Genomic DNA, 17850 nt, shown 5'->3' on the forward strand with positions numbered 1-17850 from the left:
GCGCATGGGATCCCCTTTTGGAGGGGCTTCTAGCCCGATCGGCATGCGGTTCCAATCCTCCCCCGCCAGGGGAAGGATTTGCTTGGAATGACGCCGCCGCATCTCGCCGGATCGCGGCCCCTCGCGAAACGCGACTTGACGCGTGCCGGACCATACCGCAAATTCTAAATCCTGATTTCCGGTGATTCCCGGCAGCGGGATGAAAACGGTCAAAGTGGAACATGTCGTGGACGAAGTTGGCTTTTGCGCCAGGCCGCGCGTCCGCGGATCGGAGTGGAGAGGATAAGAATGGCAACCCTGGCTGAACCGGCGACCGAAAGCGGGATCGACGCATTCCGCGCCGAAGTGCGCGAATGGCTCGCAGCGAATTTCCCCGCCTCGCTCAAGGGCAAGGACAATGCCCTGTCGGCGGTCGAGGGGCCGACCGAGGAGACGCCCGATCAGAAAGCGTGGCGCGAAGCGATGGGCGCGAAGGGCTGGGGCGTGCCGACCTGGCCGCGCGAATATGGCGGCGGCGGGCTCAGCCGAGCCGAGGCCAAGGTGCTGGCCGAGGAGATGGCCAAGATCGGCGCGTGGAACCCGATCGGGGGCATGGGCGTGATGATGTTCGGCCCGACGCTCCTCGAATATGGCAACGAGGCGCAGAAGCGCGAGCATATCCCGGCGATCGCGCGCGGCGAGGTGCGCTGGTGCCAGGGCTATTCGGAGCCCAATGCCGGATCGGACCTCGCCAACCTGCAATGTTTCGCGGAGGACCGCGGCGACCATTATGTCGTCAACGGCCAGAAGACCTGGACCAGCGGCGGGCAATGGGCGGACAAATGCTTCGCCATCGTGCGCACCGACAAGACACAGAAGCAGGGCGGCATCACCTTCCTGCTGATCGACATGGACTCGCCCGGGGTCGAGGTGAAGCCGATCCAGATGATCAGCGGCATGTCGCCCTTCTGCGAGACCTTCTTCACCGATGTGAAGGTGCCCAAGGAAAACCGCGTCGGCGAGGAGGGGCAGGGCTGGACGATCGGCAAGCGCCTGCTCCAGCACGAGCGGACCAACCTGTCGGGCGGCGGATCGCGGCTGATGCCGAGCGGGCCGTCGCTGGCGGATGTCGCGAAGAAATATGTCGGGGCGGACGAGCAGGGCCGCGTCGCCGATCCCGACCTGCGGGCGCGCATCGCCAAATGGGAGATGGACTGGCGCGCCTTCCTGCTCACCGCGATGCGGGTGCAGGCCGAGAGCAAGGCGGTGGGCGGCGTGTCCGAGGTCTCGTCGATCCTCAAGACGGTGGGCACCAAGCTCGGACAGGAGCGCGCCGAGTTGCTGATCGAGATCCAGGGGCATGAAGGGCTCGGCTGGGAAGGCGAGGGCTTCAGCGAGGCGCAGCTCAAGGGCACGCGCGCGTGGCTCTTCGGCAAGGCGACGACGATCTATGGCGGATCGACCGAGATCCAGAACAACGTCATCGCCAAGCGGATTCTGGGGATGCTGGATCATCAATAGCTGACACTCCTCCCCCGGAGGGGGAGGGGGACCGCCGCGAAGCGGTGGTGGAGGGGTAGGTAGCCCCAAGCTGACCGGCCCGCTCGTGGAGACTACCCCTCCACCAGCTGCGCTGGTCCCCCTCCCCCTCCGGGGGAGGAATGGGAGAGAGAAGATGGCCGTTCTGACCGAAGAACAGACGATGCTGCGCGACATGGCGCGCGAGTGGGCGGGGAATGAGAGCCCGGTGAGCGCATGGCGCAAGGTGCGCGATGCGAATGAGGCGGCGGGTTACGACGCCGGCGCCTGGGGCAAGATGGCCGAGATGGGCTGGACCGGGATCATCATCCCCGAGGCGCAGGGCGGCAGCGACTTCGGCTGGCTGAGCCTGGGGCTGGTGATCGAGGAGCTGGGCAAGACGCTGACGGCGAGCCCGCTCGCGGCGTCGGCGGCGGCTGCCTCGGCGATCCTGCTCGGCGGAAGCGAGGATCAGAAGACCAGGTGGCTGCCGCGCATCGCGAGCGGCGAGCTGGTCGCGACGCTGGCGGTGGACGAGGGGCCGCGCCACGATCCCTCGGCGATCGCGGCGAAGGTCGAGGGTGGCAGGCTCAGCGGCGCCAAGGCGTTCGTGGCGGAAGGCGACAGCGCCGGGCTGTTCGTGGTCGCGGCCACGGACGGACTGTACCTGGTCGAAGCGGGCGAGGGCGTCGCCGTGTCGCGCCGGCATCTCGCCGATTTCCGCAGCCATGCGCAGGTGGTGTTCGAGGGCGTGGCGGCGGATCGGCTGGCCGGCGGCGGTGACAAGCTGCTCGACGCGGTGCTCGATCGCGCGGCGGTGCTTGCTGCGGCGGAGATGCTCGGCATGGCCGGACAGGCGTTCGACACGACGCTCGCCTATCTCAAGCAGCGCGTGCAGTTCGGGCAGGTGCTGGCGACCTTCCAGGCGCTTCAGCACCGCATGGCCAATCTCTACAGCGAGATCGAGCTGATGCGCTCGGCGGTCGAGGCGGGGCTCGCGGCGATCGATGGGGGCGGCGACACCCGGCAGGCGGCGTCGCTGGCCAAGGGCAAGGCCAACGAGGTCGGCCACCTGATGAGCCGCGAGCTGATCCAGCTGCACGGCGGCATCGGCATGACCGACGAGTACGACGCGGGCTTCTATCTCAAGCGCATGCGCGTGCTCGAGCAGATGTGGGGGAATGCGGCGTATCACCGGGACCGGTTCGCGAGAGTGGGCGGGTTCTGAACTCTAGCCCTCTCCCGCTTGCGGGAGAGGGTTGGGTGAGGGTTCTTCTTCTTTGCTACTTGCGCGGCGCCGCGAGCGCGGCAGCAACCACCGCGAGAACGCCGTCGAGATTGTCCAGCACTTCGTGATTCCAGAAGCGCAGGACGTGGAAGCCTTTCGCTTCGAGGAACGCGGTTCGCCGCGCGTCCTTCGTCTCGCTGTGCTGCCCACCATCAAGCTCGACGATCAGCATCGCTTCGAGACATGCAAAGTCGGCAACGTATGGCCAAAGCGAGTGCTGAAACCGGAACTTGAAGCCGTCGAGCTGCCGATTTCGCACCGCTTGCCAAAAGCGGTCTTCGGCGTCTGTCCGGTCACGCCTCAGTTTAGCGGCATGCGGGCTGATCTGGCGGCGAACCGGGGGCATTGGGGTACGGTAGAAGAAAGAAGGCCCTCACCCAACCCTCTCCCGCAAGCGGGAGAGGGCTAGAAGAAGCGGCCTCAGCTACGGATACCTCCAATCGCCGCCCTGATCGCTCGCTCGACCGGCGAATGATCCTCATCCGTTCGATCCAGCCGCAACGGCTCCCTCGGCAATAGCGGCGGTTGCGCCATGAAGCGCGGCTCCGCCCCGCGGTGCGGCTGAGCCGAATGGACCAGGAAGGGGTGGCAGAGATAGACGGTGCCCGCCTTGCCGGCCGCCAGCACCTCGCGCCGGTGCGCCGAGCCCGCGAAACCGTCGGCGGCGAGTTCGCGCAGCGTAAGCCCCTCCTCTCCGGCGGGCGCCAGCTGGCGGGCGATGTCGATGTGCGATCCCGCGCGGATGCGCGTCGGGGCGTCGTCCTGGCCGACATCGGAGAACAGGAACAGCATCAGCAGCGCGCGGCCCTTGCTGAAGACGTTGGCGCGCCACTCCATGAAGTCTGCGCTGTCGCCGAAGCTGACGTCGATATGCCAGCCGGCGTCGCCGGGGTCCGCGTCCGAGGGGAAGCGCACGGGGAAGGTGCCGAGCGCGCCCTGGGGCAGCCAGCGGCCGGGGCCGACGAGCTGGTCGAACGCGGCGTGGAGCCGCGGCATGTTCGCCGCCTCGCGGAACGGGGACCGGGCATAATGGCCGAGCCGCACCACCGGCCGCGTCCAGGTCGAGCGGTCGTGCGGGTCGCAGCCGGTGTCGCGCCACAGGATGGCGCGCGCGGCCTCGGCGATGGCGGCGGGGAAGGCGTCGTCGATGCGGACGAAGCCGTCGGCAATGAAGGCGTCGATTTGCGCGGCGCTCAGCGCGCGCGAAGGTTCGTGACCCATGATGGTCTCCAATCGATGTTGCGGGTGGTCGGGCGGCGCCGGGGCGCCGCGGCGCGAGCCGTCGCTCGCGGGCCGCTCAGACGAGCGGGAACGCAGCCGCGCGGTTGAAGATCAGGATCGTCATGGCGCGGGCAAGTTAGACGTCGCGCCCGGCGCTCGCAAGCCGACGCCGTGGCAATCTCGAGATATCTCCGGTTTCGAAGCATCGTTCACCATACCCTGAACTCCTCCGCGCGTACGTTGCGGCCCGATTTCACGCTAGGGTAAGTGGCAATTTGCAACGGTTTTGATCTCTTGACCGACGGCACGAGATTCGATCTATTCGAGTTTAGGGTATGGAGCCGCAAGGCGCTCCGGCCAGAGAAGGGGAGTGGATGATATGAAGCGGTATCGCTATCTGACCGCGGCTGCGGTCCCGGCGTTGATGATGTCGATCGCGGCGCCGGCGCATGCGCAGCAGGCGGACGAGACGCCGCCGCCGGCCGAGACCACCAACGAGATCGTGATCACCGCGCAGGGCCGCGCGCAGCAGCTCGCCGACGTGCCGCTGGCGGTGTCGGCAGTGACCGCCGAGGCGCTCGAGCTCACGGGCGCGAGCGATATCCGCCAGCTCAACCAGGTCGCGCCCTCGCTGCTCGTCTCCTCCACCGGGTCCGAGGCGAACGGCTCGGCGCGCATCCGCGGCATCGGCACGGTGGGCGACAATCCCGGCCTCGAAAGCTCGGTCGCGGTGTTCATCGACGGCGTCTACCGCTCGCGTTCGGGCATCGGCCTCAGCGAGCTCGGCGAGATCGAGCGGATCGAGGTGCTGCGCGGGCCGCAGGGCACGCTGTTCGGGCGCAACGCCTCGGCCGGCCTGATCAGCATCGTCTCCAAGGCGCCGTCCTTCGCGGGCTTCTCCGCCGGCGCCGAGGTCACCTATGGCAATTACGACCTGTGGCGGCTGTCCGGCAACGTCAACCTCCCGCTCGGCGGCGACTTCGCGGCGCGGATCGACGGCGTCTATGTGAAGCGCGACGGCTATTACAACGACGCCGCCAACGACACGACGGTCAACGACCGCGACCGCCTGTTCGTGCGCGGCCAGCTGCTCTACGAGCCGTCGAGCGACATCAGCATCCGCATCATCGGCGACTATACCAAGCGCGACGAGGCGTGCTGCGGCGCCACCTATGTCGACAACAGCGTCAACCCCTATATCGGCAACCTCAACAATCCCGCGATCCCGCTGCAACAGCCGGGCGCGGTGCCCGGGCGCACCAACGATTCGGGCAACAACATCATCAACGTGATGACCGCGCTGGGGCAGAACCCCGCCGCGCTGCACGCCGGCTGGTCGCGCGAGCTGTCGGTGACGCCCGGCCGCACCTATGGCGGCGAGACCGAGGATTGGGGCGCCTCGCTCCAGATCGACTGGAACCTGGGCGGCGCGACGCTGACCTCGATCACCGGCTATCGCAACTATTCGAGCAGCCAGGGATCGGACACCGACTACAGCACGGTCGACATCCTCTATCGCGCCGACGACGGCAATTCGGGCCGCGAGTTCAAGACGTTCAGCCAGGAGCTGCGGCTGCAGGGCACGGCGTTCGGCGACAAGCTCGACTGGCTGGTCGGCGCCTATTACGCCAACGAGGACCTGACCGCGACCGACAACCTCAAGTTCGGCAACCAATATGGCCGGTTCGCGACCTGCCGCATCGTCTCGCCGGGCGGTCTTTCCGCGCTCTACTCGCCGACCTCGCCCGCTTGCCTCGCCGCGCAGCCGCCGCTGTTCGGCGCGGCCTCGCCGCTGATCTATCAGGCGTTCGCCAATCTCGACAGCATCAACGACCGCGGGACGACGCTCGACGTCTATGAACAGAACAGCCGCAACTGGGCGCTGTTCACCCACAACATCTTCCACGTGACCCCGACGGTCGATGTCACGCTGGGCGTGCGCTACACCAACGAGCGCAAGAAGTTCAACGCGACCTTCGGCAACAACAACACCGCCTGCGTCGCCAACCAGGGGCTGGTCGGGGCGTTCGTCAATCCCAACAGCCCGGCGTTCAACACCGCGCTGTTCGCGGTGTCGCAGTCGATCCTCAATTTGTCGTGCCAGGGCAACTCGACCTCCGAGCTCAACGGCGTGTCGATCGAGGACGAACGCAACGAGGACGAGTTCACCGGCACCGCGGTGCTCTCGTGGAAGCCGGTCGACGAGCTGCTGGTCTATGCGAGCTATTCGCGCGGCTACAAGGCGGGCGGGTTCAACCTCGACCGCTCGGCGCTCAAGGCGCCGGCGCAGTCCTTCGCCAGCATGGGCGGCGCGCAGGCGCTGGTCGGCAACCTCCAGTTCGACCCCGAGATCGTCGACGCGTTCGAGATCGGCGCCAAATACTCGAAGGGGCCGTTCGCGCTGAGCGTCGCGGCGTTCCGCCAGCAGTTCAAGAACTTCCAGCTCAACACCTTCGACGGTACCGTGTTCATCGTGCAGAACGTCAACGGCTGTTCGGCGGACCTGGGCGGGGCCGACCGCGACCAGAGCTTCTTCCCGGGCTCGGCCAACTTCCTCAACCCGGTGATCGCGCCGGGCGCGGCGTTCAACTACAACCCGGCGCTCGGCACCGGCGCGTGCGCCAAGGACGACGTCACCTATGGCGTGACCTCGACCGGCGTCGAGGTGGAGGCGTCGATCAGCCCCGCGCGGTTCCTGACGGTCAATCTCGGCCTGACCTATGCCGACACCCGCTATCGCGACAACCTGGTCGGCAACGACAGCGGCGCGCCGCTCAACCCGGCGCTGCGCATGCTGCCGGGGGACAACCTCTCGAACGCGCCGGAGGTCGTCACCACCGCGTCGGTGGCGTGGACGCCGGAGCTGGGGTCGAGCGGGCTGTCGGGGCTGTTCTACCTCGACACGCGCATGACCGGCGACTTCAACACCGGGTCGGACCTGTTCCCGCAGAAGGAGCAGGATTCCTACGCGGTGTTCAACGGCCGCGTCGGCATCCGCGGGCCGGGGGAGAAATGGGCGATCGAGTTCTGGGCGCAGAACATCTTCAACGAGAAATACGCCCAGGTGGCGTTCAACTCGCCCTTCCAGGCGGGCGGATCGACCACGCCGCCCTATGCCGCTGGCTTCACCTTCGCGCCGTTCGTCGACCCGCAATTCCCGGGCGGGCGCCAGATCTTCTCGCAATTCCTGGCCGAACCGCGGACCTACGGCATCACCGGCCGCGTGAAATTCTGACGGCCAGCGTCCGATCCGAGGGCGGGGTTGCGGGGATGCCCGTGAGCCCGCCCTTTCCTTGCCCGAGTATGAGGTGCGTATGACGACCCCGTTAGCTGCCCGTGCCGACGAGGTCGCCCTCAAGCGGCGCGGCGCGACGCTGGCGCTGCTCACCGCCGCCTATTTCTTCAGCTATATGGACCGGCAGATCCTTGCGATCCTGCAGGAGGATATCCGCCGCGAGCTGCTGCTCTCCGACACCCAGCTGGGGCTGCTCGCCGGCTTCGCCTTCGCGATCTTCTACGCGACGCTGGGGCTGCCGGTGGCGCGCTGGGCCGATCGCGGCAACCGGGTCAACATCATCGGCATCGCCCTCGCGCTGTGGAGCGCGATGACCGCGGTTTGCGGGCTCGCGCAGAACTTCGTGCAATTGCTGCTCGCGCGGATCGGAGTCGGCATTGGCGAGGCGGGATCGAGCCCGCCCAGCCACTCGATCATCGCCGACCTCTACCCGCCCGAAAAGCGCGCGGGGGCGATGGGCATCTACTCGCTCGGCGTGGTGCTCGGCGCGGCGGGCGGGACGATGATCGGCGGCACGCTGGCGCATTTCTTCGGCTGGCGCGTGGCGATGTTCGCGGTCGGCATCCCCGGCATCCTGCTCGCGGCGATCATCAAGCTGTTCGTGGTCGAGCCGCGGCGCGGGCTGTCGGACCCGCAACATGCGCACGCTGCCCATGGCGAGATGCCGCGGTTCGGCGAGGGCTTCCGCTCGCTGTTCGCCGACCGCGCGGCGGTGCACCTGGTGATGGGAGTCACGATCACCTCGCTGATCGGATACGGCCATACCGCGTTCGGGCCGAGCTTCCTCATTCGCACGATCGGGCTCGACAAGCTCCAGATCGCCTCGATCGTCGCGCCGGTGGGCGCGATCTGCGGCACGCTCTCGGCGGTGCTCGGCGGCTGGCTCGCCAACAAGGCGGCGGAGCGCTGGGGGCTGCACAGCCAGGCCTGGCTGGTGCTGGCGATGAAGGGAGTCGGGCTGCCGTTGTCCTTCCTGTTCTTCGCGTCGAGCGACCCGTGGATCGCGGTGCCGATCTACTGGGCGTCGCTGATCCTGGTGAACTCCTATCTCGGCCCGACCTTCGCGCTGATCCAGGGGCTCGCGCCGCTGCGGATGCGTGCGCTGTGGGCGGCGGTGACCTTGCTGGTGATCAACCTGATCGGGCTGGGACTGGGACCGACGCTGATCGGGGTGATCTCCGACGCGCTCAAGCCGTCGCTGGGCGATGCGCAGTCGCTGCGCTGGGCGATGCTGAGCTTCGCCGCGGCGACGCCCTGGGCGCTGTTCCATTACTGGCGCGCCGGGGTGTGGCTCAAGCGCGGGGCGGTGCAGGCGCATTGATGTTTGCGCTTCCGCCTGACTACCCTCCGTCACCCCGGCACGAGGCCGGGGTGACGGAAAATCCAAATGTCGATCCGGTCTACGGCGCCTCTGTCAGCCCCTGAGCGGCGAGCCAGCTCGACAGCACGGCGATATATTCGGGTGAGTCCGCCTGCTCGGTGCCGTCGTTCTTGGGGTCGAGCGAAGTCTTCTCGTCGACCGACACCTGCATCGCGTGGTCGGCGCCGGCGACGACGTGCACCCGCATCCTGGGCATGCGCGCGGCGACGGTCTTGAGCCGCTCGACTGAAACGGCGACCGGCACCACCGCGTCATTGGCGCCGTATAGGACGAGCAGCGGCACGCGGACCTTGGTCAGGTTGGCCAGCGGGTCGTTCTCGATCTCCCGGCGCCACTGCGAGACCTCGCGGTCGCGCACCGTCTCGCCCATATAGGTGTATTTGAACCAGGGCTGGGTCTTGGCGGCGTCGATGCGCTGCTGCGCTGCCTCCCTGGTGCCGGTGCCGCGCATGTAATCGTCGACGGCCTTGCGCGTCGCGACCATCTGGTCGATCTCGGCCCGCGAATGGCCGTTGGCGCGCAGGTGGTTGGTCGAGGAGAACAGCATCTGGACGTCGGCGGTGACGACCGGGCCAGCCACCGCGATGACGAAGGCGATGTCGGGGCTGCGCGATGCGGCGAGCGGCGAAATCCAGCCGCCCTGGCTGAGGCCCCAGGTGCCGATGCGCTTCGGGTCGATGCGCGGATCGGCCTGCAGGCTCTTGACCGCCGCGATCGCGTCGTCGGCCAGCACGGTGAAGTCGCCGCCGGCGGTCTTGGTGCCCGATCGGCCCGAACCGCGCCGGTCATAGGTGAACACGGCGATGCCGAGCGCGGGCAGCGCGGTCTTGAGATGGTCGTAGAGCGACGCGTCCCCCAGCGGCGACGAGGCGCTGTGCGTCACCACCACCGCCGCCACCGGCTTGCGCCGCGCGGGCAGATAGAGCGTGCCGGCCAGCGTCGCGTCGCCGCTGGTGAAGCGGCGCGCCTCGGTCACGACCTGCGTGGTCGCGGGCGCGCTCCAGGGCAGGCCGGCGGGCTTCTGCGCGAAGGCTGGCTGAAGCGAACCGAGGAGCACCATGGCTGCGCAGAGACCGGCGGTTGGACGCATTGTCGCTTTTTCCGATGTGAGGGGAATGCGGCACGCTCGCCGCGGCGGGCGCGCCCGTCAACCCCCGTCAGCGCGGGGGCGGCGACGATCGTCGGGAATAGAAGAGGACGAGCAGCGCGATCAGGATCGGGATGCCACAATAAGCGAGGCTGAGCACCAGCTTCAGCCACGGCTCGGACGGCTGGGGCGCGCGCGCGAACTGGTCGACCTGGAAGGCGACCTGGATCACGCCGAAGATGCCGAGCGTGCCGAGCAATGCGGCGACCTTGCGGTCCTGCTTCTGGACATGTGCGTCCTCGGCCGCCTGGCGCATCCGGTCGAGGTCGCGGATCTGCTCCTCGAGCGAGCCCAGCGCGGCCTCATAGGCGAGCTTGAGGCGCGAGGTGCCGCGCAGCCGCTCGAGCTCGTCGAACACGTCGCGCTCGGTGTCGTAGCGGAACGGGTTGGCGTAGCGATGGCGCTCATAGACGTGGAAGGCGGCGATGCGGGTCTCGTTGATCAGCCGCTCGGCCTGCTCGAAATGGGCGTGCCGCCCCGAGGGTGCGGCGCGGCCGCAGGCGACCTCGCGGGTGATCGCGTCGATCGCGGCGAAGGTGCTCTCCTCCTGCGCGCGAGTCAGCGCCTCGTTGTGCATCGACAGCGCGTGGATCAGCAGCGCGTAGGGGCAGGTGCCGACATGGTCGTTGCCCACCTCGAGCGTGCGCGAGCGCGAGACATAGGTGATCATCGCGCGCGGGTTGGCGTAGCGGACGAAGAACCCCTCCTGCTCCTGGCTCTCCGAATTGGGGTAGATCGGATCGAGGCTGTCGAGGACTTCGGACGCCTCCTGGTTGGTGAAATCGATGATGTTCTGGTTGAAGCCGGCGAGGAACAGATAGGCGAGGCGGTCGCGCGCATCGGTCGGGCAGCCGGCCGGGTCGGTCTGGCCGAGCACCTCGTCCCAGTACGTCGCGCCCAGCTCGATCCGCCGCGCGCCGCGGCGGCGCTGCCTGCTCACCAGCTCGGGATAGCCGTCGAACTGCTCGTCGGTCACCCGCCGGCGGCGGCTCTCGATCGCGCCGGACGAATCCTTGGGCTGGATCAGCGAGAGCATGTGGTGATCGCGGATGAAGAACATCGAGCGGCTCTCGGGGCATTTGAGGCCCGGCACCTCCATCGAGGGCGGGCTGCGCACGAGATCGTCGAACCCGGCGCCGTCGCGCGCCAGCGGGTGAACGCCGGCGATGCACTGCCAGTCCTGCGCGAAACGCTCGCGCACGAAATCCCAGAAGGGCCGGGCGTCCGCCTCGGTGCGGCGGCGTACGCCCATGCCCACCAGCCGGTGGATCGTGCCGCCATCGGCATCGTCCATGCGGAATTCCTTGGGCCAGGCGAGCTTCTGGAGCAGCGAGAGGAAATAATAGGTCGACGGCGTCTTCGCCGCGAGATCGCGGTCGAGATCCGGGCCGTAATGCGCGGCGAAGCTCAGGTGCCAGGACAGCGCGCCGTTGCTGTGCGCGTACCAGAAGCTGCGCAGCCCGACCTTGCGCTCGCGATGCCCGGGCGGGACCGCGAAGACGAACGTCCTGCCCTCGGTGGTCCATCGCACGGTGGCGGGCATGATGAACACCAGCCGCTCGGCCTTGCACCCGGCGAACAGCCGGTCCTCGACCTTGCCCAGGCGCGAGCGGTCGGCGATGTCGTTGAACAGCGGCTCGATCGCATCACGCAGGATGCGCGTCGGCTTGCTGACGGGCGCGGCGGCGATCCGCTCGCCCAGCGGGATCGCCGCGTCCTCCGCGCCCGTGAGCAGGCGATCGGCCGGGATGTAGAAGGACAAGGTCCAGTGGAGAGTCCTGTCCTTCGAGATCTCAGTCCCGCCGCGGCTGCGCGACGTCTCGTGCGGCGACTCCATCCGTCCCCCCATTGGCCCCGGCGGCCAGGGTAGGGGCGATCACGCTTGTTTGGCAAACGCCAACATCGACCGCGCCGGAGGCAATGGCTTACCTCGTTCGAGCCGCGCCAGCGGGGCCATCAGGTCGAGCAAGGCGACGTCCTTCCCGGCCCGGGCCAGCTCAGCAAGCTCGGCGAGCTGCGCCCCCGCGACGGGCTCCGCGGCGGGATCGCCGCCCTTGAGCACCGAGACGCCGAAGAAGCTCTGGAGATGATCGTGCAGGAAGGCGGCGGGGACCGCGTCGCCGGGATAGGCGAGCGCCGCGTAGAGCAGCCCGTCGTCGCTGCCCTGGCTCGCGCTCAGTGCGGGCTGGACATAGGGGAAGTCGACCGCGCGCGCGCCGAGCCTGGCCCAGATCGCCAGCCGGTCGACCTGGTCGAGCCCCGAATGCGCGGTGTCGGCGGCATATTCGTCGGCGGTCAGGCGGAACGGGTCGTTCTGCTCGATGAAGATCGCGGGCATCTCGTCCTCGGGACGACCCGCCGCACGCTGCGCGAGCTGCGCCACCGCCGCCACCAGCTTGCGCGCGAGCCCGCGCCCGCGCACCTGCTGGTCGACATAGAGATAGTTGAGCGCGACCGAGACGTGCGGCTGGCGGGGCCGCGCACCCATGTCGGTGGCGAGGAAATTGGCGCCGCCCAGCGCCGCGCCGCCGGCGGCGTCGCGCAGCACGATCACCAGCTCGCGGTGGCGGCGGCCGAAGCGCAGCGGCGCGCCGCGATTGGCGGCGAGGCATTCGCGGAAGCCCTCAAGTTCCTCGCGCTCGTCGGGCAGCACGAAGGCGCGGTCATAGCCGGCGAAGAAGTCGGCGAGGACGGGCGAGGCGGGGTCTTCGGTTCCGGTGACGGCGAGGTCGCCGTCGATCGCGGCGGACCAGGTGGCGTCGGGCAGGTAATCGGCAGACATCGCCACCGCCTAACAAGATCGCGGCGCGCCGTCATCCGCCCCGGCGATGTAAGATCAGGACTCCAGCACGCGATCGTCGAACAGGCCGAACACGATGGTCGAGGCGTAGAACGCCACCGCCTTGTCGCGCGGCATGGTGCCGGCCCATTTGCGCATGTCGAATGCGGCGTTCTGCAGCGCCATCATCGTCTGGCTGGCGACGAGCGGGTCGATCGCGCGGATCGAGCCCTCGGCGATGCCGTCGGAGAGCATGCCGGCATAGCGCCGCGCGATGCGGTTGGAGCGGTCGACCATCGCGGTGCGCACGCGCGGCGGGAGGCCGGAGAGCGCAGTGGTGCGCAGCAACGGGCCCCGCTCGGAGAATTGCACGTCGAGCAGGGTGGCGATGATGCTGACGAGCTTGTGCCAATGATCGCCCGGCCCTTCCTCGGCGACGCGCTGCGCTTCGGCGATGATGTCGAAGCTCCGCTTGTAGCATTCGATCACCAGCTCGTCCTTGGCGTCGAGATGGTGGTAGAAGCTGCCCTTGGTGACGTTGAGCTCGCTCGCGATCTTCTGCACCGAGGCGCCGCGATAGCCGAGTTCGTTGATCAGCCGGGTGGCGGCGAGCAGGAACGCCTCGCGCCCCGGCTCGGCCTCGTCATGCTCGAGGTCGAGCATTGCCGGCTGCCACGCCGCGCCCTCGGCGGCGATGCCGTGGCGGAACACGTCCATCAGCCGCGCCTCGACCCGCGGATATTCGTCGAGCTCGTAGCGGACCAGCCAGGCGGGCAGCCAGAAGGTGTTTTCGAGCAGCACATGCGCGCGGGCGCCGTGCAGATCGGTTTCGGCGCGCGTGCCGCCTTCGCCCCACAGCGCGCGGGTGCGGCGGAACACCTGCTGCCAGCGCGCCATCAGCTGCTGGCGCACCTCGCCTTCCATCGCGCGCAGGTCGGAGAGGATCGCGAACGCCTTTTCCTCGCCGCGCTCGATCCGCGCGAGCCGCTCCATATTGATCGCGAGGTAGCGCGCCACGCGCGCCTCGGGCGTGGCCTCGCGGTGCGCCTCCTCGAGCATCTCGTCGAGCCGGTCGAGCGTCGCGTCGAAGCAGGCGGCGGCAAGGTCTTCCTTGCGCTTGAAATAATAGGTGACGCTGGTGGTGTTGAGCCCGACGCGCTGCGCGACGTCCGCGAAGGTCATGCCCTTCGCGCTCTGCTCGTTGATCACGTCGGCCGCCGCCGCGAGGATCGCGTCGCGCTTTGCCTTGAACCGTTTCGTCTCGCCCCGCGCCTCGGCGGGGAGCCCCTCGTCGACTTCCATCGAACCAGATTAGCAGCTTTGATTCGAAGGAACAGTCCTAAAGCGGGTAGGGGCTAACGGGCGGGATTACGCGGCGGAAAAATGGGACGCGTCCCACTTTACCGAAAATCGGGTATGGCGTATTCGATTCGAAACGGGATTTCGGAGGAGAGGATTCATGGACTTCACGCTGACCGAGCGCGAGACCTATTTCCGCGACCGCGTGAAGAACTTCATCGACCAGCACATCGCCCCGCGCGACGCGGATTACCACCGCCAGGAGCGCGAGGGCGAACGCTGGAAGGTGCTGCCGGTGATCGAGGAGCTGAAGCAGGTCGCCAGGGCGCAGGGGCTGTGGAACTTCTTCATGCCGCCGCATTCCGGGCAGCACCATGTCGACGATACATTCGAGTTCGAGGGGACTCAGCTCAGCAACCTCGAATATGCGCTGTGCGCCGAAGAGATGGGGCGCGCCGGCTGGGCGAGCGAGGTGTTCAACTGCTCGGCCCCCGACACCGGCAACATGGAGGTGCTGCACCGCTATGGCACGCGCGCGCAGAAGGACCGCTGGCTGAAGCCCCTGATGGACGGCGAGATCCGCTCGGCGTTCCTGATGACCGAGCCGGACGTCGCCTCGTCGGATGCGACCAACATCCAGACCTCGATGGTTCGCGACGGCGACCATTACGTCATCAACGGCCGCAAATGGTGGTCGTCGGGGGTGGGCGACCCGCGCTGTGCCGTGGCGATCGTGATGGGCAAGACCAACCCCGACGCCTCGCGCCATGCCCAGCAGAGCCAGATCCTGGTGCCGATGGACGCGCCCGGTGTCAGGGTCGAGCGGATGCTTTCGGTTTTCGGGTATGATCACGCGCCGCATGGCCATGGCGAGGTGGTGCTGGAGAATGTCCGCGTGCCGGTCGACAACCTGCTGCTCGGCGAGGGACGCGGGTTCGAGATCGCGCAGGGGCGCCTCGGGCCGGGGCGCATCCATCACTGCATGCGCTCGATCGGGGTCGCCGAGATGGCGCTCGAGCTGATGTGCAAGCGGCTGGTCAGCCGCGTCGCGTTCGGCAAGCGCATCGCCGATCATTCGATCTGGGAGCAGCGGGTGGCCGAGGCGCGCTCGAATCTCGAGATGATGCGCCTGCTGTGCCTCAAGGCCGCGGACATGATGGACAAGGCGGGCAACAAGTCGGCGCAGGGCGAGATCGCGATGATCAAGGCAATGGGCCCGCGCATCACGCTGCAGATCCTCGACGACGCGATCCAGGCGTTCGGCGGCGCGGGCGTGTCGGGCGACACGCCGCTGGCCAGCGCCTGGGCGGGGATGCGCACGCTGCGCTTTGCCGACGGGCCGGACGAGGTCCATAACCGCGCGATCGCGCGGGCCGAGTTCGGCAAGTACGGGGACTTCAAGGCCGATCGCCCGTCGAGCGGCGACATGGCGGCGGCGCGCTAATCTTCACGTCACCCCAGCGAAAGCTGGGGTCTCGTGCGGTGTGAGACCCCAGCTTTCGCTGGGGTGACGGAGGAGGAAGATTTGAAGGCAGCGGTCCTGTTCGAGGCGAAGCGACCCCTCGAGATCCACGACGTCACGATCGACAAGCCCGGCCCGCGCGAGGTGCTGATCCGCACCGCGGCGTGCGGCGTGTGCCGGTCGGACCTGCACTTCGTCGACGGCGCCTATCCGCACGTCATGCCGACCGTGCCCGGGCACGAGGCGGCCGGCGTGGTCGAGGCGGTGGGGAGCGAGGTGACGCGGCTGCGGCCGGGCGATCATGTCATCACCTTCTTCACCGTGTTCTGCGGGTCGTGCGAGTTCTGCGTCTCGGGGCGACCGTCGCTGTGCGTCGACAGCTCGACGCGGCGACCCAAGGATGCCGAGCCGAAGCTGCGCCTTGGTGACGGCACGCCGCTCGCGCATTTCCTCAACCTCTCGGCCTTCGCCGAGCAGATGCTGGTTCATGAGAATGCCTGCGTCGCGATCAGCAGGGACATGCCGCTCGACCGCGCGGCCTTGCTCGGCTGCGCGGTGATGACCGGGGCGGGCTCGATCTTCCGTGACTCCAAGGTCAGCCCGGGCGAGACGGTGGCGGTGATCGGCTGCGGCGGGATCGGGCTGGCGGCGGTCAACGCGGCGAAGATCGCCGGCGCGAGCAAGATCGTCGCGATCGATCCGGTGCCCGAGAAGCGCGCGCTGGCGCGCAAGATGGGCGCGACGCACGAGTTCGATGCGATGAGCGAGGATCTGGTCAAGCAAGTGCTCAAGCTCACCGATGGCGGGGTCGACTATGCGATCGAGGCGGTCGGGCGGCCCAATACCGCCGAGATGGCGTGGCACGTGCTGCGCCGCGGGGGGACCGCGACGATCCTGGGCATGATCGCGCCGGGCCAGTCGGTGAGCATCCCCGGCCCGACCTTCCTCACGGGCAAGAAGCTGCAGGGGTCGCTCGCCGGATCGATGCAGTTCCCGATCGATCTGCCGCGGCTGGTGCAGATGTATCTCGACGGGCTGCTCGACCTCGACACGATGGTCGCGGAGCGCATCCGGCTCGATGGCATCAACGGCGCGTTCGACAATCTCCGCAAGGGCGACGCCGTGCGATCGGTGATCGAGTTCGCATGAGCGCGCCGGCGGGGCATCGCGGCGGGCAGCCGATGGAGGAGGTGAGCGACCTCGACGTCGCGAAGCTGACCGGGTGGATGTACGCCAATGTCGCGGGCTTCGCGGGGCCGCTGCGCTACGCCAAGTTCCCGGGCGGGCAGAGCAACCCGACCTATCGCATCGACGCTGCGAGCGGCGCCTATGTGCTGCGGCGCAAGCCGTTCGGGCCGTTGCTGCCTTCGGCGCATGCGGTGGATCGCGAATATTTCCTGATCTCCAAGCTCCACCCGCTCGACTTCCCGGTCGCGCGGCCGTTCGGGCTGTGCGAGGACGACACGGTTTTGGGATCGGCCTTCTACGTGATGGAACTGGTCGAGGGCGTGACCTATTGGGACGGGTCGCTCCCGGACAAGACGCCGCAGGAGCGCGGCGCGATCTATTTCGAGATGTGCGATCGGCTGGCGCAACTTCACAATATCCAGTGCGAGCGCGCGGGGCTCGGCGATTACGGCAAGCCGGGCAGCTATTTCGAGCGGCAGGTCGGGCGCTGGACCAAGCAGTACCGGCTCGCCCAGACCGACGACCTGCCCGATGTCGAGAAGCTGATCGAATGGCTTCCGCGCACGCTGCCACCGCAGACGCGCACCAGCGTGGTGCATGGCGATTATCGCATCGACAACATGATCTTCGACATGGAAGCGCCGCGGGTGAAGGCGGTGCTCGACTGGGAGCTGTCGACGCTGGGCGACCCGATGGCGGACTTCTCGTACCTGCTGATGAACTGGATGATCCCGGCCAACGGCGCATCGGGCATCGGCGGGATCGCCGGGGCGGGGACCGGCATCCCGACCATCGAGGCGATGGTCGAGCGCTACTGCGCCGCGACCGGGCGCGACGGGATTCCCGACCTCAACTGGTATTTCGCCTTCGGCCAGTTCCGGCTGATGAGCATCGTCCAGGGGATCAAGAAGCGGCTGCTCGACGGCAATGCCAGCAACGCGCATGCCGAGGAGACCGCGGCGCGCGTGCCGGGACTCGCGGCGAGCGCGTGGGAGTTCGCTCGCAAGGCGGGGGCGAGCTGATGCGCTTCGCGGGCAAGTCGATCATCGTCACCGGCGCGGGCAGCGGGATCGGCCGCGCCGCGGCGATCCTGTTCGCGGCCGAGGGCGGGCGCGTGATCGTCGCGGACAAGACCGAGGGCGCGGACGAGACCGCGCGCCTGATCGCGGAGGCAGGCGGGACCGCCAAGGCGATCCGCATGGACGCGGGCAGCGAGGCGGACGTGATCGCGACGATCGAGTTGGCGGTGGCCGAGTTCGGCGGGCTCGATGTGGTGTTCGCCAATGCCGGCAT

Annotated in this window: 15 protein-coding genes; 8 read left to right on the forward strand and 7 right to left on the reverse strand. The window is 68.1% G+C overall.

Annotated features, from left to right (window positions below; translation table 11 throughout):
- A partial coding sequence (locus ABDV68_RS11830; protein WP_343520174.1) for a hypothetical protein occupies nucleotides 1-213 on the reverse strand: 213 nt, incomplete at its 3' end.
- 75 nt (nucleotides 214-288) lie between these two features.
- Between ABDV68_RS11830 and ABDV68_RS11835 the strand changes: the two genes are divergently transcribed.
- Complete coding sequence (locus ABDV68_RS11835; RefSeq protein ID WP_343520175.1) at nucleotides 289-1500, forward strand: acyl-CoA dehydrogenase family protein; 1212 nt, start codon at nucleotides 289-291, stop codon at nucleotides 1498-1500.
- A gap of 154 nt (nucleotides 1501-1654) precedes the next feature.
- On the forward strand, nucleotides 1655-2725 hold the full coding sequence (locus ABDV68_RS11840) for an acyl-CoA dehydrogenase family protein (RefSeq protein WP_343520177.1): 1071 nt from the start codon (nucleotides 1655-1657) through the stop codon (nucleotides 2723-2725).
- Between the two features lie 55 nt (nucleotides 2726-2780).
- On the opposite strand, the gene ABDV68_RS11845 is transcribed toward ABDV68_RS11840, so the two are convergent.
- Both ABDV68_RS11845 and ABDV68_RS11850 read right to left on the reverse strand, forming a co-directional pair.
- Nucleotides 2781-3131 (reverse strand): endonuclease domain-containing protein, encoded by a 351-nt coding sequence (locus tag ABDV68_RS11845; protein WP_343520178.1) that lies wholly within the window; start codon nucleotides 3129-3131, stop codon nucleotides 2781-2783.
- Between the two features lie 74 nt (nucleotides 3132-3205).
- A complete protein-coding gene (locus ABDV68_RS11850; protein ID WP_343520179.1) occupies nucleotides 3206-4006 on the reverse strand; it encodes a phytanoyl-CoA dioxygenase family protein in 801 nt (266 codons plus the stop codon).
- A 379-nt stretch (nucleotides 4007-4385) separates the two neighbouring features.
- Here ABDV68_RS11850 and ABDV68_RS11855 point away from each other — a divergent pair, with 379 nt between their 5' ends.
- Together ABDV68_RS11855 and ABDV68_RS11860 are read left to right on the forward strand one after the other, a co-directional pair.
- The gene (locus tag ABDV68_RS11855; RefSeq protein ID WP_343520180.1) at nucleotides 4386-7241 is read left to right on the forward strand and encodes a TonB-dependent receptor; all 2856 of its coding nucleotides are present in this window, start codon (nucleotides 4386-4388) and stop codon (nucleotides 7239-7241) included.
- A gap of 79 nt (nucleotides 7242-7320) precedes the next feature.
- The gene (locus ABDV68_RS11860; protein ID WP_343520181.1) at nucleotides 7321-8622 is read left to right on the forward strand and encodes an MFS transporter; all 1302 of its coding nucleotides are present in this window, start codon (nucleotides 7321-7323) and stop codon (nucleotides 8620-8622) included.
- Between the two features lie 79 nt (nucleotides 8623-8701).
- Here the strand turns inward: ABDV68_RS11860 and ABDV68_RS11865 are convergent, their stop codons facing one another.
- The 4 genes from ABDV68_RS11865 to ABDV68_RS11880 all read right to left on the reverse strand — a co-directional run bounded on the left by ABDV68_RS11865 (nucleotide 8702) and on the right by ABDV68_RS11880 (nucleotide 13910).
- A complete protein-coding gene (locus tag ABDV68_RS11865; protein ID WP_343520182.1) occupies nucleotides 8702-9772 on the reverse strand; it encodes an alpha/beta fold hydrolase in 1071 nt (356 codons plus the stop codon).
- Between the two features lie 67 nt (nucleotides 9773-9839).
- On the reverse strand, nucleotides 9840-11666 hold the full coding sequence (locus tag ABDV68_RS11870; protein WP_343520183.1) for a hypothetical protein: 1827 nt from the start codon (nucleotides 11664-11666) through the stop codon (nucleotides 9840-9842).
- A 39-nt stretch (nucleotides 11667-11705) separates the two neighbouring features.
- Nucleotides 11706-12611: a GNAT family N-acetyltransferase gene (locus tag ABDV68_RS11875; RefSeq protein WP_343520184.1), complete on the reverse strand. Its 906-nt coding sequence runs from the start codon at nucleotides 12609-12611 to the stop codon at nucleotides 11706-11708.
- A 54-nt stretch (nucleotides 12612-12665) separates the two neighbouring features.
- Nucleotides 12666-13910 carry a TetR/AcrR family transcriptional regulator gene (locus ABDV68_RS11880; RefSeq protein ID WP_343520185.1) on the reverse strand — a complete coding sequence of 415 codons (1245 nt, stop codon included), beginning with the start codon at nucleotides 13908-13910 and terminating at the stop codon, nucleotides 12666-12668.
- 157 nt (nucleotides 13911-14067) lie between these two features.
- Between ABDV68_RS11880 and ABDV68_RS11885 the strand changes: the two genes are divergently transcribed.
- The 4 genes from ABDV68_RS11885 to ABDV68_RS11900 form a co-directional block, all read left to right on the forward strand.
- On the forward strand, nucleotides 14068-15351 hold the full coding sequence (locus ABDV68_RS11885; RefSeq protein ID WP_343520187.1) for an acyl-CoA dehydrogenase family protein: 1284 nt from the start codon (nucleotides 14068-14070) through the stop codon (nucleotides 15349-15351).
- Between the two features lie 81 nt (nucleotides 15352-15432).
- Nucleotides 15433-16518, forward strand: a complete 1086-nt coding sequence (locus ABDV68_RS11890) for a Zn-dependent alcohol dehydrogenase (RefSeq protein ID WP_343520188.1) — start codon at nucleotides 15433-15435, stop codon at nucleotides 16516-16518.
- Nucleotides 16515-17579 carry a phosphotransferase family protein gene (locus ABDV68_RS11895; protein WP_343520189.1) on the forward strand — a complete coding sequence of 355 codons (1065 nt, stop codon included), beginning with the start codon at nucleotides 16515-16517 and terminating at the stop codon, nucleotides 17577-17579. The genes ABDV68_RS11890 and ABDV68_RS11895 overlap by 4 nt, the downstream gene beginning before the upstream one ends.
- On the forward strand, nucleotides 17576-17850 hold a 275-nt coding region (locus ABDV68_RS11900), incomplete at its 3' end, for an SDR family NAD(P)-dependent oxidoreductase (protein ID WP_343520190.1). The genes ABDV68_RS11895 and ABDV68_RS11900, both read left to right, overlap by 4 nt.

The organism is Sphingomonas sp., assembly GCF_039595165.1.
Lineage (GTDB): Bacteria > Pseudomonadota > Alphaproteobacteria > Sphingomonadales > Sphingomonadaceae > Sphingomonas.

What these genes read in the sequence shown, in the direction of transcription:
- ABDV68_RS11835 (WP_343520175.1), top strand. Translation starts at nt 289, where the DNA reads ATGGCAACCCTGGCTGAACCGGCGACCGAAAGCGGGATCGACGCATTC.
- ABDV68_RS11840 (WP_343520177.1), top strand. Translation starts at nt 1,655, where the DNA reads ATGGCCGTTCTGACCGAAGAACAGACGATGCTGCGCGACATGGCGCGC.
- ABDV68_RS11845 (WP_343520178.1), bottom strand. Translation starts at nt 3,131, where the DNA reads ATGCCCCCGGTTCGCCGCCAGATCAGCCCGCATGCCGCTAAACTGAGG.
- ABDV68_RS11850 (WP_343520179.1), bottom strand. Translation starts at nt 4,006, where the DNA reads ATGGGTCACGAACCTTCGCGCGCGCTGAGCGCCGCGCAAATCGACGCC.
- ABDV68_RS11855 (WP_343520180.1), top strand. Translation starts at nt 4,386, where the DNA reads ATGAAGCGGTATCGCTATCTGACCGCGGCTGCGGTCCCGGCGTTGATG.
- ABDV68_RS11860 (WP_343520181.1), top strand. Translation starts at nt 7,321, where the DNA reads ATGACGACCCCGTTAGCTGCCCGTGCCGACGAGGTCGCCCTCAAGCGG.
- ABDV68_RS11865 (WP_343520182.1), bottom strand. Translation starts at nt 9,772, where the DNA reads ATGCGTCCAACCGCCGGTCTCTGCGCAGCCATGGTGCTCCTCGGTTCG.
- ABDV68_RS11870 (WP_343520183.1), bottom strand. Translation starts at nt 11,666, where the DNA reads ATGGAGTCGCCGCACGAGACGTCGCGCAGCCGCGGCGGGACTGAGATC.
- ABDV68_RS11875 (WP_343520184.1), bottom strand. Translation starts at nt 12,611, where the DNA reads ATGTCTGCCGATTACCTGCCCGACGCCACCTGGTCCGCCGCGATCGAC.
- ABDV68_RS11880 (WP_343520185.1), bottom strand. Translation starts at nt 13,910, where the DNA reads ATGGAAGTCGACGAGGGGCTCCCCGCCGAGGCGCGGGGCGAGACGAAA.
- ABDV68_RS11885 (WP_343520187.1), top strand. Translation starts at nt 14,068, where the DNA reads ATGGACTTCACGCTGACCGAGCGCGAGACCTATTTCCGCGACCGCGTG.
- ABDV68_RS11895 (WP_343520189.1), top strand. Translation starts at nt 16,515, where the DNA reads ATGAGCGCGCCGGCGGGGCATCGCGGCGGGCAGCCGATGGAGGAGGTG.